The sequence below is a fragment of the Pseudomonas sp. GW821-FHT02A11 genome, from assembly GCF_059421985.1.
Map to the genome: position 1 here is coordinate 22,859 of NZ_JBWKWB010000039.1, position 14,850 is coordinate 37,708.

General features: G+C 62.2%; 14 protein-coding genes. 9 read left to right on the forward strand and 5 right to left on the reverse strand.

The window, feature by feature from the left end; translation table 11 throughout:
- Positions 1–112: 112 nt before the first annotated feature.
- Positions 113–1,117, reverse strand: a complete 1,005-nt coding sequence (locus tag AC07V9_RS28420) for a FecR family protein (RefSeq protein WP_495018938.1) — start codon at positions 1,115–1,117, stop codon at positions 113–115.
- Positions 1,118–1,166: 49 nt separating this feature from the next.
- A complete protein-coding gene (locus AC07V9_RS28425; protein ID WP_495018939.1) occupies positions 1,167–1,673 on the reverse strand; it encodes a sigma-70 family RNA polymerase sigma factor in 507 nt (168 codons plus the stop codon).
- Positions 1,674–1,953: 280 nt separating this feature from the next.
- Here AC07V9_RS28425 and AC07V9_RS28430 point away from each other — a divergent pair, with 280 nt between their 5' ends.
- On the forward strand, positions 1,954–2,805 hold the full coding sequence (locus tag AC07V9_RS28430) for a CAP domain-containing protein (RefSeq protein WP_495018940.1): 852 nt from the start codon (positions 1,954–1,956) through the stop codon (positions 2,803–2,805).
- Between the two features lie 215 nt (positions 2,806–3,020).
- On the opposite strand, the gene AC07V9_RS28435 is transcribed toward AC07V9_RS28430, so the two are convergent.
- Positions 3,021–3,644 (reverse strand): cell wall hydrolase, encoded by a 624-nt coding sequence (locus tag AC07V9_RS28435; protein WP_495018941.1) that lies wholly within the window; start codon positions 3,642–3,644, stop codon positions 3,021–3,023.
- A 302-nt stretch (positions 3,645–3,946) separates the two neighbouring features.
- Complete coding sequence (locus tag AC07V9_RS28440) at positions 3,947–5,092, reverse strand: ABC transporter ATP-binding protein (RefSeq protein WP_495018942.1); 1,146 nt, start codon at positions 5,090–5,092, stop codon at positions 3,947–3,949.
- Positions 5,093–5,312: 220 nt separating this feature from the next.
- Here AC07V9_RS28440 and AC07V9_RS28445 point away from each other — a divergent pair, with 220 nt between their 5' ends.
- The 6 genes from AC07V9_RS28445 to AC07V9_RS28470 all read left to right on the forward strand — a co-directional run bounded on the left by AC07V9_RS28445 (position 5,313) and on the right by AC07V9_RS28470 (position 11,499).
- Complete coding sequence (locus AC07V9_RS28445; protein ID WP_495018943.1) at positions 5,313–6,344, forward strand: zinc-dependent alcohol dehydrogenase; 1,032 nt, start codon at positions 5,313–5,315, stop codon at positions 6,342–6,344.
- 67 nt (positions 6,345–6,411) lie between these two features.
- Complete coding sequence (locus AC07V9_RS28450) at positions 6,412–7,758, forward strand: ABC transporter substrate-binding protein (RefSeq protein ID WP_495018944.1); 1,347 nt, start codon at positions 6,412–6,414, stop codon at positions 7,756–7,758.
- Between the two features lie 214 nt (positions 7,759–7,972).
- Positions 7,973–8,878: a carbohydrate ABC transporter permease gene (locus AC07V9_RS28455; protein WP_495018945.1), complete on the forward strand. Its 906-nt coding sequence runs from the start codon at positions 7,973–7,975 to the stop codon at positions 8,876–8,878.
- 1 nt (position 8,879) lies between these two features.
- Positions 8,880–9,746, forward strand: coding sequence for a carbohydrate ABC transporter permease (locus tag AC07V9_RS28460; RefSeq protein ID WP_495018946.1), 867 nt, complete (start codon positions 8,880–8,882; stop codon positions 9,744–9,746).
- A 31-nt stretch (positions 9,747–9,777) separates the two neighbouring features.
- Positions 9,778–10,758, forward strand: a complete 981-nt coding sequence (locus AC07V9_RS28465; RefSeq protein WP_495018947.1) for a sugar-binding transcriptional regulator — start codon at positions 9,778–9,780, stop codon at positions 10,756–10,758.
- A 21-nt stretch (positions 10,759–10,779) separates the two neighbouring features.
- Complete coding sequence (locus AC07V9_RS28470) at positions 10,780–11,499, forward strand: SDR family oxidoreductase (protein WP_495018948.1); 720 nt, start codon at positions 10,780–10,782, stop codon at positions 11,497–11,499.
- Here AC07V9_RS28470 and AC07V9_RS28475 read toward each other — a convergent pair.
- Entirely contained in the window at positions 11,486–13,018 is a 1,533-nt protein-coding gene (locus tag AC07V9_RS28475; protein ID WP_495018949.1) for a xylulokinase, read from the reverse strand. The genes AC07V9_RS28470 and AC07V9_RS28475 overlap by 14 nt on opposite strands.
- A gap of 188 nt (positions 13,019–13,206) precedes the next feature.
- Between AC07V9_RS28475 and AC07V9_RS28480 the strand changes: the two genes are divergently transcribed.
- Both AC07V9_RS28480 and AC07V9_RS28485 read left to right on the forward strand, forming a co-directional pair.
- Entirely contained in the window at positions 13,207–13,635 is a 429-nt protein-coding gene (locus tag AC07V9_RS28480) for an AraC family transcriptional regulator (RefSeq protein ID WP_495018950.1), read from the forward strand.
- 97 nt (positions 13,636–13,732) lie between these two features.
- Positions 13,733–14,761 carry a PhzF family phenazine biosynthesis protein gene (locus AC07V9_RS28485; protein ID WP_495018951.1) on the forward strand — a complete coding sequence of 343 codons (1,029 nt, stop codon included), beginning with the start codon at positions 13,733–13,735 and terminating at the stop codon, positions 14,759–14,761.
- The last annotated feature ends 89 nt before the right edge of the window (positions 14,762–14,850 follow it).

Here is a 14,850-nt window from a genome sequence, read left to right on the forward strand (position 1 = left end):
CACGTCGGGTCTTGTCCTGAAGGTTCCAGAGTGTGGAGCTCATCTGCGTTGTTTTGAATGCTAAGCAATCGCAGTTGGACAAGAAGACGAAGGACGGAAAAAAAACCTGAATCTATTTTGAAAATATTTCCTGGCTGCCGTCGGCCAGCGTGCGCACCGCCACCGGCAGGATGCTCGGCAAGGCCCGAAGCAGAGCGTCCGTGTCGTCGGATTTGAACACGCTGGTCAGGCGCAGATTGGCGGTTTTTCCTTCGGCGACCCGCAGCGGTTTTTCGCGATAACGGGACACTTCCAGCGCCACATCACGCAAGGAGGCGTCGTTAAACACCAGTTTGCCACCGCGCCACGCCGTGATCGCCGCGGTATTGACCGCCAAGGCCGGGGTGACTTTGCCGCTGACGTCGATGCTCGACCCCAGCCCCGCCGTCAGCGTGACCCTGTTGCCCTGCTCGTCCGCCTGGCCCTTGACATTGACCGTGCCGGACTCCACCGCCACTAAAGTGCGCGTGGGGTCGCGGCGTACATCGAAACGGGTACCGGTGACGGTCACCGAACCGTTGCCGGTCTGCACCACGAACGGCCTTGAGCTGTCGTGCTCGACGCTGAACATCGCCTCGCCCTCGGTCAGTTCGACCTGGCGGGTGGCGCTGAAGAAATGCACCTTCAGGCGCGTGCGGCCATTGAGGTCCAGCACCGAGCCATCCGGTAATGCAACCTGACGCCGCTCGCCCAGCACGGTGGCGAATTCGGCGCTGTAGTCGGGTTCGCGGTCCAGACCGAAATACAACCCGCTGCCGACGACCATCGCCACCAGGCTTGCGGCCACGGCATAGCGCGCGAAGGTGCGACGTTTGATCGAAGGGGCTGCGCGCAATGGCGTCGGCGCATCCGGCTGGCACAGCGCTTCGAGGCGTGCCTTGGGCAACAGGTCGGCGGCGCCCCAGAGGTTTTGCAACAGGCGAAATTCGTGGGCATGCTGGTCATGTTCGGCAAGCCAAGCTTCAAAGCTTGCGCGCGCCAACGCAGACAGGTCGCCATCGCGCGAGCGGGCGAACCACAAGGCCGCCTGATCGCGTACGGCCTCGGCGCCGCAGGGGCATTCACGGTCCGTCGTCATGAAAATTCCTGAACAGATGAAGGGCGGGCCAGTTCCCGGTGACGATGCGTCATGGCGCCGAGGCATCCAGTCGGTCGCGCAAATGACGAAGCGTGCGAATCATATACTTTTCCACCATGTTCTTGCTCAACCCGAGACGCTCGGCAATCTCCAGCTGCGTCAGCCCTTCGAGCTTCTGCCAGACGAACACTTTGCGGCAATTGAGCGGAAGCTCAGCCAAGGCCTGCTCGATGGAGTCTGCCAGTTGGACGGCATGCATGAACGCCTCCGGGTCCCCTGCGTGGCTGGCCGAGTCTGTGGCGATGGATGCCGATTCGAGTTCGACACGGCGATCCTCACGGCGCCAGGTGTCCACCGCAATATTGCGCGCGGTCTGGTGCAAGTAGGCCCGCGGCTGCTCGACACTCGCCTCCCCCTGCGACTCCAGCACCCGCACGAACGCATCATGGGTCAGGTCTTCGGCCTGATGACGGTTTTTCAGACGACGGGTCCAGGTGCCCACGAGCTCTTCGTAATGGTCAAGAAAGCCTTTGCTTCGTGGCAGCTTGAGCGACATGGGGTGGGAACGGGGTAATAGACAGGAAGGCGCGGATAGTAACGATTCTTATTAAAGGGTGCAATGAGCGAACGATCCAGCGTTGATGTGGGCGTCGTGCAAGCGGCTTATAGAGTAGTGCCCGGTTATTCACCGGCCCGCCTCGTCAGCCTGTTTTTTCCGGACAGTCATTGCAAAAAGCTGCGATCGCACTGCAACCTCCAGCGATTCTTCGGCTCAGACTATTTCGATCCAGGCAAAATCGCGCATCATGGCCGCAGTCAGTTCAAGGGAGATCTTCATGCGCTTCACATCATTCACTCGCCTGGCCACGATGTCGTGGTTGCTGATGGCGACCGGGACGGCGCTGGCCAGCGAAGAAACGCAGTTGATCCAGTCGATTAATACCTACCGCAGCGAGGCACAGCCTTGCGCCAACGTGGTGTCCCAGGAACTCCCGCCGCTCAACACCGACCCTCGCCTGAACCTGCCCGCCAGTGGTGCCGTGGACCTGCAACCGATGCTGGCCCGGGCGTCCTACCCGATGGTCTCGGTGCAGGCCATCAGCCTGTCCGGTCCGCGGGATGCGCAGTCGGCGATGAAGGCCATTCAGGAAAGCTTTTGCCAAGTGGTGCTCAATCCGCAGTTCATCGACGTAGGCGTGAGTCGCGCCGACCGTGACTGGCGCATCGTACTGGCGCGTCCGCTGCTGGCCGGTGGCCTGGGCAACTCTCAGGCCGAGGGCCAGAAGATGCTCGGGCTGATCAATGCCGCCCGCAGCGTGCCCCATCAGTGTGGCGGCCAACCGTATGCGCCGGCTTCGCCGCTGACCTGGAACGACAACCTGGCCACCGCCGCCGAAGGTCACACGCGCTCCATGGCCAACAACAATTATTTCGACCACAAGGGCCGCAATGGCGGAACGCCGGGGGACCGCGCGGAGCTGGCCGGTTACATCGGCCAGGCCATCGGCGAGAACATTGCCGCCGGCCAGGACAGCGCGCGCAAGGTTGTCGAAGGCTGGCTCGCGAGCCCCGGGCACTGCGCCAACCTGATGAACCCCACGTTCCGCGAACTGGGCGCATCGTACGCCGTGGACCCGAAGAGCGATGCCGGGATTTACTGGACGGCGATGTTTGGGGTGCAGCAGTAGCCGAGCCATCACAGATCCCTGTGGGAGCTTCAGGAGCTGTGCGACTGTGGCGAATGCGGTGGATTGGACAGAGATGGGCTGCCTGACACACCGCATTCGTCCGGATGCGGCCCAGACCGTCGTAACCTCCGACTGCTCCTACAGGTTGTTTGTCTGCCGCGAAAGTTCGGGTTGTCCCAATTGCGTTGAAGGATGCCCGGCTCAAATCCTTCGCATTACTTCGCCTTGCCATCCTTGGGTTTGTAGAACAGAAACTTCTCGGACTCGCCGGTCTTGACGTACTCCGATGCCCATGCCGGTCTGACGTTGCGGTCGTGGAAATACATCGCCCCTTTGGTGCGGTCAGCGAGTTGCTGGTTCAGTGCCTTGCGGGCGATTTCCTTGGACGCCGCATAACGATCATCTTCCTTGACCTCATCCGAACGCCCGTCGCACCACCACGAGAACTGGCAGGCCTTCTTCTCCGAACCCTGCTTGACCACCGCGCAGATCGTATCCGGGTAACCTTCGTGGCCCAAGCGGTTGAGGACCACGTCGGCCACGCCTTCCATGTCGGCATCGGTACCGCCTTTGGCTTCCCAGTAGATGGTTCGCGACAGGCAGACGAGCGCATCGTCTACCGGCTGCGCACCCGCCGGGTCCACGGCCTGGGCTTCGGACTTGCTGATGATTTCGGTGTTGGGGACCGCAGGCGTGGGGCCGTTTTTTTCGGCGGCCTTTTCTTCCAGCACCTGCGCCTTGCTGACCACCGCTTCGGGCTGAGGCGTGGCATCGGCGGCCAGTAGCGGGCCTGAGAACACCGTCACGATCAGGCCGATCGAAAGGGAAATGAGGCGCATCGTCGAACCTTTTGCTAGAGGCCGATCGATCCTGCACCCGCCTCACGGCCTGGGCCTCTTGAGGCGCCAGCCAGTTGAGTCGGAACAACGCAAGTTGTCGTCGACAGGTTATGGATTGTTGTGCGAAACGCCGAGGATCAACAGCGAGGCAAGCATAGCTCGCGGAGAGCAGCATAGTGGCATTTTAACTTTGCGCGACCCATCGGTACGCATTTGGTGCTCAGCTATGTTGGATGAAGTGCAAAGCAACGCGTCAGCCAGACAGCCATATCGCCGCCGGCAAGTCGGACTGCCGCGCGCTTTCAAGCGGCCGAGTCAGGGGGTTGCCGAGCCTCCCCCGCTGCCCGTTCAGTGAAATGCCGCCGATGCGCCAGCGCCTGGCCCTGCGCGTCGAACAGATGACAACACACACCCGACACACCGACCGACAACGCCTGCCCTGCCTTGACCGATGACAGGCCGTCGCCCTTGATCATCAACTGATGGCCGTCGACGGTTTCGGCGTGGGTGAAGGTCTCGCCGCCCAGATGCTCGACCACCAGCGCCTTGACCTGAATCTGCGCATCACCCTGCCCGCGTTCGGACAGATGCTCGGGGCGCAGGCCCAGGGTGAGCGAATCGCCCGCCGTGACGTCCTCGCCCTTGATCGGCACCAACAGCCGCCCACCTCCCGGCAGACTCACCTGCACGCCCTCACTACTGACGGCAGCGGCCTGCACCGGCAGAAAACTCATCTGCGGCGAGCCGATGAACCCTGCGACGAAGCGGTTGCGCGGATGATGGTACAGCTCCAGCGGCGAACCCACTTGCTCGATGCAACCCTTGTTCAGCACCACGATCTTGTCGGCCAGGGTCATCGCCTCGACCTGATCGTGGGTCACGTAAACCATGGTCGCCTGCAGATCGGCATGGAGTCTCGCGATCTCGATGCGCATCTGCACCCGCAGCGAGGCGTCGAGGTTGGACAGCGGTTCGTCGAACAGAAAGACCTCCGGCTCATGAACGATGGCACGCCCGATGGCTACCCGCTGACGCTGCCCGCCCGAAAGGGCCTTGGGTTTGCGATCAAGCAACGGCTCCAGCTGAAGGATGCGCGCGGCATTGCGCACCTTGGCCTTGATCTGGTCCCTTGGGGTTTTCTGCATCTTTAGGCCAAAGGCGATGTTGTCGTAGACCGACATGTGCGGGTACAGCGCGTAGGACTGAAACACCATGGCCACGCCGCGATCGGCTGGCTCCAGGTACGTGACGTCGCGGGCGCCGATGCGAATCTGCCCCTGGGTGATGCTCTCAAGGCCGGCGATACAGCGCAGCAACGTCGACTTGCCACACCCCGACGGCCCGACGAACACCACGAACTCGCGGCTTTCGATACTCAGGTGGATGTCATGCAACACCTTGATGTCGCCATAGGCTTTCTCGACGCCACTCAAACTGAGCTCAGTCAAAATCGTGTCCCCTGGATTATTGTTGTTCTGAGGCGGGCATCTGTAGGAGCGCGCTTGCCCGCGATGAGGTTGTGTCAGGCGACAGGTCGGTTACTGACACAACCTCATCGCGGACAAGCACGCTCCTACATCAGTCATCGCTCGCCAAACTTGACAGCCAAACATTTCGCTCTACGATCATTTGTAATTCTAAAAATACAAATGTCAAGGAGCGCACCGAATGCGGGCTGCATACATCCATGGCATCCGCGACATCCGCATCGGCGAGAAGCCCGTGCCGGTGCCGATTGGCGATGAAGTCTTGCTGCGTGTCAGCGCTGTCGGGGTCTGCGGCAGTGACCTGCATTACTACAAGGAAGGCGCCATCGGTCATGCGCGAATCACCCAGCCGTTCATCGCCGGGCATGAATTCGCCGCCCGCGTGGTCGATGACCAGCCCGCGTTGGGCCTCAAGGCCGGACAACTAGTGGCAGTGGACCCGGCCAAGCCCTGCGGGCAATGCGAGTGGTGTCATCGCGGCCATGTGAACCTCTGCCCTCACGTGCAATTTCTCGGCTCGCCGCCCCACACCCATGGCGCGATGACCGAATACATCGTCGTCGCGCCGAGCCAGATTTACCCCGTGCCCGATCACTTCACGCCGGTGCAGGCAGTGATGCTGGAGCCGCTGGGCGTGGCGATCCACGCGATGGACCTGGCAGGCACGAAAAAGCTTTTCGAAACCGTCGCTATCATCGGCTGCGGCCCCATCGGTTTGTGCCTTCTGCAACTGGCCAGGATGATGTGCAAGAAGGCCGTCTACGCCATCGACCCGATCAACTACCGCACCGAAAAGGCTCGGCAACTGGGTGCAGACGCAGTTGCCGCCGATCACGCCGCCATCGCCGAATGGACCGATGGGCGCGGCGTCGATCTGGTGCTGGAAGCGACCAACTCTCCCGAAGGTTTTCAGGTCGCTGCGCAGTCGGCACGCATCGGCGGACGCGTGGTCCTGGTAGGCATTCCCGATGGTGATCAATACGCCCCGCTGAGTGCCTCTTTGCTGCGGCGCAAGGGTCTGGACATTCGCCTGTCGCGCCGTATGGGCCATGTCTACAACCGGGCGATTGAACTGGTGGCCCAAGGCGCAGTGGACGTCGACTGCCTGGTCACCCATCGCTTCGATCTGCAACAGGCCAGCGAAGCCTTCAGCTACCCCTCGGAGTTTCTCGACGGCGCGCTGAAGACCGTCATCTTCCCGCACCCGGAGTGAAACACTGCAACGCGCGCAAGCGCAGATACCGCGTAATCCTCGCCAACAACAATAATGAGGTCACGTAATGAAGAAGCTGGTATGCAATGCCCTCGCCCTCTCGGTCGCGCTGGGCTCTGCTCTGGGCTGCGGCACGGCACAGGCCTGGACCCTCGAAGAAGCCGCAGCGCCCTACAAAGGCACGCAGATCAAGGCGATTTTTCTTGACCGCCCAGGCTACGCTGCGGCGATCAAGCTGCTGCCGGAATTCGAGAAGAAAACCGGGATCAAGGTCAGCTACGAAATCATCCCCTACGAGAACACCCGCGAGCAGGAAGTGCTGCGTTTCAGCAGTCAGGAACAGCTTGATGTGGTGCTGACCGACGTGGTGTGGATCGGTGAATTCGCCGGTAACGGCTGGCTGGAGCCGATCACCACCTTCACCCAGGACACCAGGCTGGCAGACCCTGAGCTGAAACTGGACGGCTTCTTCCCGATCCTGCTGGAGTCTTTCGGCGGCTGGGACAAACAGACCTACGGCCTGCCGTTCGATAACTACTCGGGGCTGCTGTTCTACAACAAGTGCATGCTCAAGGACGCAGGCTTCGACAAGCCGCCAGCGACCTGGGACGAACTGCTCAAGGACTACGGTCCCAAGCTCACCGACAAGGCCAAGGACCGCTACGCCTACGCCCTGCAGTCGCGACGCGGCGAGACCCAGTCGGCGGACAGCTTCATGCGTTTCCTCTGGCCGTTCGGCGGCTCGCTGCTGGATGCCAACTTCAAGTCCAACCTCAATTCCAAAGCGTCTCAACAGGGCCTGCAATTTCGTCAGGATTTGATGAAATTCATGCCGCCGGGCATCGTCGATTACGACCACAACGAAGCGGTCAACGCCCTGGCTCAAGGGAAAGTGGCGATGATCACCGAGTGGTCGGCGTTCTACAGCACCCTGGCCGATCCGTCGAAATCCAAGATCACCGACTGCTTGGCCGTGGCCACCGAGCCCAAGGGCCCTGCAGGGCTCAAGCCTGCGCTGGGCGGTTTCTCGCTGGGGGTCAACGCCAATTCCGCTGATAAACAAAAGGCGGCGGCATGGCTGTTCATTCAGTGGGTCACCTCCGAAGCCATGGCCAAGCCGTATCTGGAAGCCGGCGGCGTCAGTGGCCGGATGTCGGTGTACAAAGACCCCGAAGTACAGAAGAAATACCCCTTCGTACAGCCCATGGTGACCTCCTGGGAAGGCGGCGTTCCGGACTACCGCCCACGCTTCCCGCAGTGGCCTGAAATCTCCGAAGTGGTGGGCGAAAACGGCACGGCGATCATGCTCGGCAAGAGCAGCGTTCAGGACGGAGCCAAGGCCATCGGGACGAAGATGGAGGACATCCTCAAGAAAGCCGGTTACTACGATGGCAAGGTCAAGTTGTTGAAATAGACCTGTGCCGGCGGCCCGTGTATCGGTGTGTCAGGTGACGGGTTGTCGGCTGACACACCGCGTTCGTCCGCTCGCGGCCCGTGCAGTCGTAACCTCCGACGTCTCCTACAGGATTGGCGACTGGCATCAAACCTGTGGGAGCTTCTGGAGCTGTGCGACAGTGGCGAAAGCGGTGGATCAGTCAAAGGATGTCTTTCAGTCGAGAGCACATAGAATGTCCAATAACAAAAAACGGGTATTCCCGACCCTGTGGAACAACACCCGTGCCGCTTTTTCCTTCCTCGCGCCCGCCACCGTTGCACTGGCGCTGATCGGGATCTTTCCGACGGTCTTTGCGCTGGTCAATTCCTTTCGCCAGTACAACCTGGCGCGACCCAAGGACCCGACCCCTTTCATCGGGTTCGATAATTACCTCAACGTGCTCAACGACGCCTCGTTCTGGGCTGCGCTGGGGCGTACCGGGCTGTTTCTGGTCACTGTGGTGCCGATCCAGCTGGCCTTGGGCCTGATCATCGCCCTGCTCCTGCACAAGCCTGGCCTGTCGGGCTTCAAGCTGCTGGCGCGCATGAGTCTGGTGATCCCGCTGGCCACAGCGCCTGCGGTCGCGGGGTTGATCGGCCGACTGATCTTCAACCGCGATTTCGGTGTAGCCAACGCCCTGCTCGCCATGCTCAACGCAGGCCCCGTGGAATGGCTGGGGGACACCACCAACGCGTTCATGGCCGTGGCGCTGATGGACATCTGGCAATGGACGCCTTTCTGCGCGCTGGTGCTGCTCGCCGGATTGACCATGGTGCCGAATGAAATCGAAGAAGCCGCTCGCCTGGAAACCCGCAGCCGCTGGCAGATCGTGCGTTACGTGCAGCTGCCGTTTCTGCTGCCCAGCGCCACGGTGATCCTGATTTTGCGCACCGCCGACATCCTCAAGATGTTCGACACCGTATTCACCATGACCCGCGGCGGACCGGGCGCCGCCACGGAGCTGGTCAGCGTGTACATCCAGCGCGTCGGCTTTCGCGTGTTCGATCAGGGCGTGGCTTCGGCGCAGGCGATCCTTATGCTGATCCTGACCATCGTGCTGGCGCGCCTGTACATCAAATTCGTTTACCGGGAGATCTGACATGGCCACTGTTCCTGCCGCCAACCTCGTGGCCACGCCTGAGCGGCTGCGACCAAGGATGAAGGTCAACGCCTGGCATCTCGTGGGCCTGTTGGCGATCTTCCTGTTTGCCGTGTTCCCTTTCTACTGGATGGTCGCCACCAGCCTCAAGACCCAGGCCGAAGCCCTCGCCTCGCCGCCGATCTGGGCCTTCACCCCGCATCTGGACAACTACGTGAAGGTGCTGTTCGAGCGCGATGTGCTGCACAGCCTGGGCAACTCGCTGATCGTCGCAGTGTGCACCACCGTTCTCGCGGTGGGCCTGGGCACCCCCGCGGCCTATGCGCTGGCGCGTTTCGAGTTCAAGGGCAAGGAGGACCTGTGGTTCTGGTTCATCACCAACCGCATGCTCAGCCCGATCGTCGTGGCGTTACCGATCTTCCTCATGGCGCGCAACCTGAACCTGATCGACACCCACCTGGTGCTGATCCTGATCTATCTGACTTTCAACCTGCCCATCGTGGTGTGGATCTGCACCGACCAGTTTCGCGGCGTGCCCAAGGATCTCGACGAGGCGGCGCGGTTGTCGGGGGCCTCGCGCTTCACCATCTTCTGGCGTATCGCCTTGCCGCTGGCGATGCCGGGGGTGGCGGTGTCGGCGATTTTCTCGTTCATCTTTTCCTGGAACGAGCTGCTCTACGCGCTGGTGCTGACCCGCAATGTGGCGCGCACAGCTCCGGTCACGGCCACCAGTTTCATGAGCGGCTATGACCTGCCCTGGGGCGAGATCATGGCCACCGGCACGCTGATCGTGTTCCCGGTGATCATTTTCGCGTTGATGGTTTCCAAGCATCTGGTACAAGGTCTGACCATGGGCGCCGTTAAATAGGCGCCGCGTTTTTCGCGCCAAGGACACTGCCGTGCAGAACCGTTATCCCGAATTCTCCGCCGACACCGATCCGGTGAACGCGGAAGATCAGCTCAACATCCGTATCGCCTGGTACTACTACGTCAACAACATGACCCAGCAGCAGATCGCTGACCGCCTGGGCATCACCCGGCTGCGCGTCAACAAGGCCCTGGCGACCTGCCGCGAGACGGGCGTGGTGCAGATCCGCATCAACTCGCCACTGGCCTCGTGCGTCGAGCTGGAAGAGCAACTGCAAGAGCGCTTCGGCCTCGACCGCGTCACCGTGGTGCCTTCGCCGGACGACCCGTCGACCATCTTCCGCGTACTGGGGGTCGGCGTTGCGCCAAGCATCGAGCAATACCTGAACGACGGCTGCAGCATCGCCGTCGGCTGGGGCCGCACCCTGCGGCAGGCGGTGCGTGAGCTGCAGGGCCGCGCGCTGCCAAACATGACCGTGGTGTCGCTGCTCGGCGGCCTGCATTATGGCTCGGCGAACAACACGGTGGAGATTGCCTCAAGCCTGGCCACGCTGTTCGGCGGCTCCTATTACTATCTGGCCGCGCCGCTGTTCGCGCCCTCCGAGCAGTACCGCAGCATGATTCTCGAAGAAGCGTCGGTGCAGGACGTGCTGGGCAAGGCCCGCCATGCCGACGTGGCATTGCTCACCGTTGGCGATCTGAGCGAGCGCTCGCTGATGCTTGAACTGGGGCTGGTCAATCCGGAAGACGCCCGCTCCCTGCGCGCCGCCGGGGCCGTGGGCGACTTGCTGGGGCATTGGCTGGACCGCGATGGCATCGAGGTCAATCACCCGCTCAATCGTCGCGCGGTATCGCTGAATCCCGAAGACCTGCGCAAGATCAAGAAAGTGATACTGGTGTCGGGCGGGCCGTACAAGGCCGACATCATTCGCGCCGTGTTGCTGCGCAACGTCGTCCATGAACTGGTGATCGACGAGAGCGCCGCGACCGAACTGCTCGCACAACCCCTCTGACGTTTCATCCGGGAGCACGCCATGGCCATTCACGATTTCATCGGCAAACGCATTCTGGTCACCGGCGCTGGCAAGGGCATTGGCCGGGAAACGGTGCAGTGGCTGACCCGCTGCGGCGCCGAGGTGATCGCGCTGGGGCGCAACCCTGACGACCTCGCTTACTGCGAACAAACACTGGTGGTCGATCTCGCCGATGCCGCTGCGACTCAGGCCGCCGTGGCCACGATGCTGCCCATCGATCTGCTGGTCAATTGCGCAGGGATCGTCGAACTGGAGTCGGTGCTCGACACCTCGATCGAAACCTTCGACCACCTGATGGCCGTCAACACCCGAGCGCCAGTGGTGATCGCGCAGGTGGTTGCCCGGGACCTGATCAAACGCGGCGAGACCGGCGCTATCGTCAATGTCTCAAGCCTCGCGGCGGCGGTGGGCACGCGTGATCATCTGGCCTACTGCGCGTCGAAAGCGGCGCTGGATGCGATGACCCGGGTCATGGCTGTGGAACTGGGGCCTCACGGCATTCGGGTCAACAGCGTCAACCCGGTGGTGACCCTGACGCCAATGGCCGAGAAGGCCTGGAGTGATCCGGTCAGGTTGGCCTCGATGCTGTCGCGCATCCCGCTGGGGCGCTTCGTTCAGCCGAGCGAAATCGCCTCGACCATCGCCTTTCTGCTCAGTCACGACGCAGCCATGATCAACGGTGTGACCTTGACCGTGGACGGCGGCTTCAGCGCGGGTTAGCGCCTGAGTTGAGCCGGGCCAGGCGCGGATAAAGGTCGCGCAGACGCGGGTAGAGTTCGCGGTATAACGCCAACAGCTCACGATGGAATGCCCGTAACGCAGGGTTAGGCAGAAAGGTTTCGCCATCCTGAGTCATGACCCGCGCGGCACTGGCGAAATCCGCGTACCAGCCAGCGCCCACGGCTGCCGCGATGCCTGCGCCGAGGCTTGAGGCCTCCTGGGTGGTGGCGCGAATCACGGGCCGGTCGGTGATGTCGGCGATGATCTGGCACCATAACCGACTCGCCGCCCCGCCACCGATGGCGACAAAGGAATTCACCGGTTCGCCGGTCGCCTCGACCATGTGCTGCGTCGCCACCGCCTGCTCCAGGGCGATGCCCTCAAGCACGGCGCGATAGATTTCGGCGCGGCCGTGGTCCGGCGATAACCCCAGCAGACAGCCGCGAGCGTCCTGATCCCAATAAGGGTTCATCACGCCGTTCCAGTACGGCAGCAGAATCAGCCCCGCGCTGCCCGGCGCCACTCGCGATGCCTCGACTTCCAGGCGCAACAGGCTGTCAGGCTGGGCCACCACGTCGATGTCGAAAAACTGCTTGAGCAGGCTGTTGATCAGCAAGGTGCCGGAACGCAGCGAAGTTTCCAGCACATAGCCTTGCCGGTCGATGGCGCACAGGGTGCGGAAGGCATCGTCGACCCTTGGCGTTTGGGCGTAGACGCCCGAGACAATCGCCGTGCCCAGATTCAGGTACGCGGTGCCCGCACTGACCACACCAATCCCCAGCCCCCCCGCCTGCCCGTCACCGCCGCCAGCGACTACCCGCGTGCCGGCTGGCAGACCGGTCAACGCTTCGGCATCAACGGTCACAGTCCCCAGCACCGAACCGGGGGCTGAGGCAGCGGGAAAGCACTCGGGGTTCAAGGCGATGGGCAAGGCCTTGAGCACGTCGTCCGCCCAGCAATGCTGATGAATGTCGAACGCGCCGAAGGGGTCGGCGCTGGCCCAACTGGTGACGAATCGCCCCGTCAGTTGGCGCACCAGCCAGGCGTGGGGCTCGTAGACGTGACGGATCCGGGTGAACAACTGCGGCTCGGCATCGGCCATCCACGCGAGGCTGTAGATGGCAGGCGCCCAGTCGTGGGGTTTGCCGGTGATGCGGTGCAGGCGCTCATGCCCGACCCGCTGACACAGAGCGGCGACCTCGTCCTTGCGACGCTCGTCGAGCCAGAGAATGGCCGGGCGCAACAGGCGATCCTCAGCATCGGTCACCGTCACGGTTTCGCGCTGATTGACAATGGAAACCGCAGCGATGGCCTGGTTCTCGATTTGCGCCATCAGTGTTTTCAAGGCCAGCTGCGCGGCCCGCCACCAGTCTTGCGGATCCTGCTCATAGGCGTTCGGCGCAGGCCGGGACAGCGTCAAGGGCGCCCGCGCCTGCGCCACCAGCCGGCCCCGCACATCCCAGGCGATGGCTTTGCAGGTGGTTGTGGAGAGATCGATACCGATTACCAGCGTGTGCATGCGCGCCCTGCTCCGTCACCGTCCGTGACACCCTTTGAATCGAAGGGCAAGCCTAGCTGAGAACTGCCCGGAAAACCGCTGATTGCGAACCGCTTCAACGCATTTGATTGTGGCCGCAGGTCATAGGTGCCTTGCTTGCAGGCGAAACTGCGCAGCGTCGGTGAACTGATAGCCATGAGGTCGACACGATGACCCACATTTCGCCCAACCTCAGCGGCAGGTCCCCCGACCTGTTCCGCTTCGAGATCAGCAACGGCAGCGGTTACGCGCAGGGCTGGCACGCCCACGAACGCCAGCCACAGGTGCTCCTGGTGCGCGACCTTCAGCGTTACGTGCGGGATAACCTGCAGGACGACCTGAACGTCGACCTGATCGGCTATCAGTTTCACCTCTCGCGACGCCATCTGACCCGCCTGTTCAAAGCCTTTACCGACGAAACCCTGGTCGACTTCACCAACCGCACGCGCGTGGAAACCGCTGCGCGGCTGATCTCCACGACCTCGCTGTCGATCCTCGACATCAGCCTGGCCGTGGGCATCGACTCACCCTCCTACTTGGCACGCCTGTTCAAGCGTTATCTGGGCCTAGCCCCGAGCGAGCTGCGCAAATCCCGCTGAGCCATGGCCCAAATGTGCGCATGGCCGACCCGATCGGGCGAGAGCGCCCGCCCCACGTCACGCAGAATCGACCTCATCTTCTGTTTTCGAGGTCACCATGAAAGATGTGCGCGTTGTAGAGGTCTTCAAGTCCCTTCAGGGCGGCGGCAATCCCGCGCCTGTCATGATCGACGCCCAAGGCCTTGAAGCCGAGCAGATGACCTCGATCGCCCAGGCCTACGGCCACGAAAGCGGCTTCGTCTTCCCTGCCACGGTTTGCACTGGCAGCGACTACCGCTTCCGCTTTTTCGTGCCCTTGCACGAGATGAGCATGTGCGGCCACGCCACCATCGGCACCGTCTGGCTGCTGCACACCCTGGGCCAGCTCAAGCGCCGCGAGCTGTCCATCGAGACCCTGAGCGGCACGGTTCAGGCACGCATCGTGGGCGACGCGAGTGATCATCCTTTCATTGAAATCTGGCAACCGGCCGGCCATGTCGAACGGCTCGACCGGCCTGAACTGTGCGAGCAGATCGTCGAGGCCATCGGCCTTAAGCCTGAGGACATTCTCGACCTGCCGTTCCTCAACGCGTCCGCCAGCCGGGTGAAGACCCTGATCCCGGTGGTCAGCCCCGAGCGCCTGGACGCTGCCGTCCCTGATTCGGCGCGCATCGAGGCGCTGTGCGAAGCGCTGGATTCCACGGGCTTCTACCTGTTCTGCGCGCATCCGGGCATAGACCGGCAATTCGACAGCCGCCAGTTTCCCAAGGCCTCCGGCTACCCCGAAGACGCCGCCACCGGCATCGCGGCCACTGCACTGACGTTTGGTCTGCTGGAATACGGCCTGATCGAAGCCAGCCGACAACCGATCCTGATCCATCAGGGCCGCGCCATGGTGCAGCCGTCGGACATCTACGTGCGATTCGACCTGGCTGACGGCAACACGCCGCGAGGGTGTTTCGTAGGGGCTACAGCGCATTTGCCGAGAATCAACAGCCTACGGGCAACGCCCATGGCTGATCACGCAGAGCCCCGCCCCTATTCAGCCGCACACACATCCAGATCTGTGGGAGCGGGGTCATCTGTAACGACTCGGTCATGCTCTGAATTCAACCCATCACTGACTTCCGGCCGTGCGCAGATCTAAACCTGTGGGAGTGAATTCATTGGCTATGTCTGCGTTAATTGTTGCGCAGGTTCATAGCCAAGCGCTTCCTTCAGCAAAATCAATGGGTT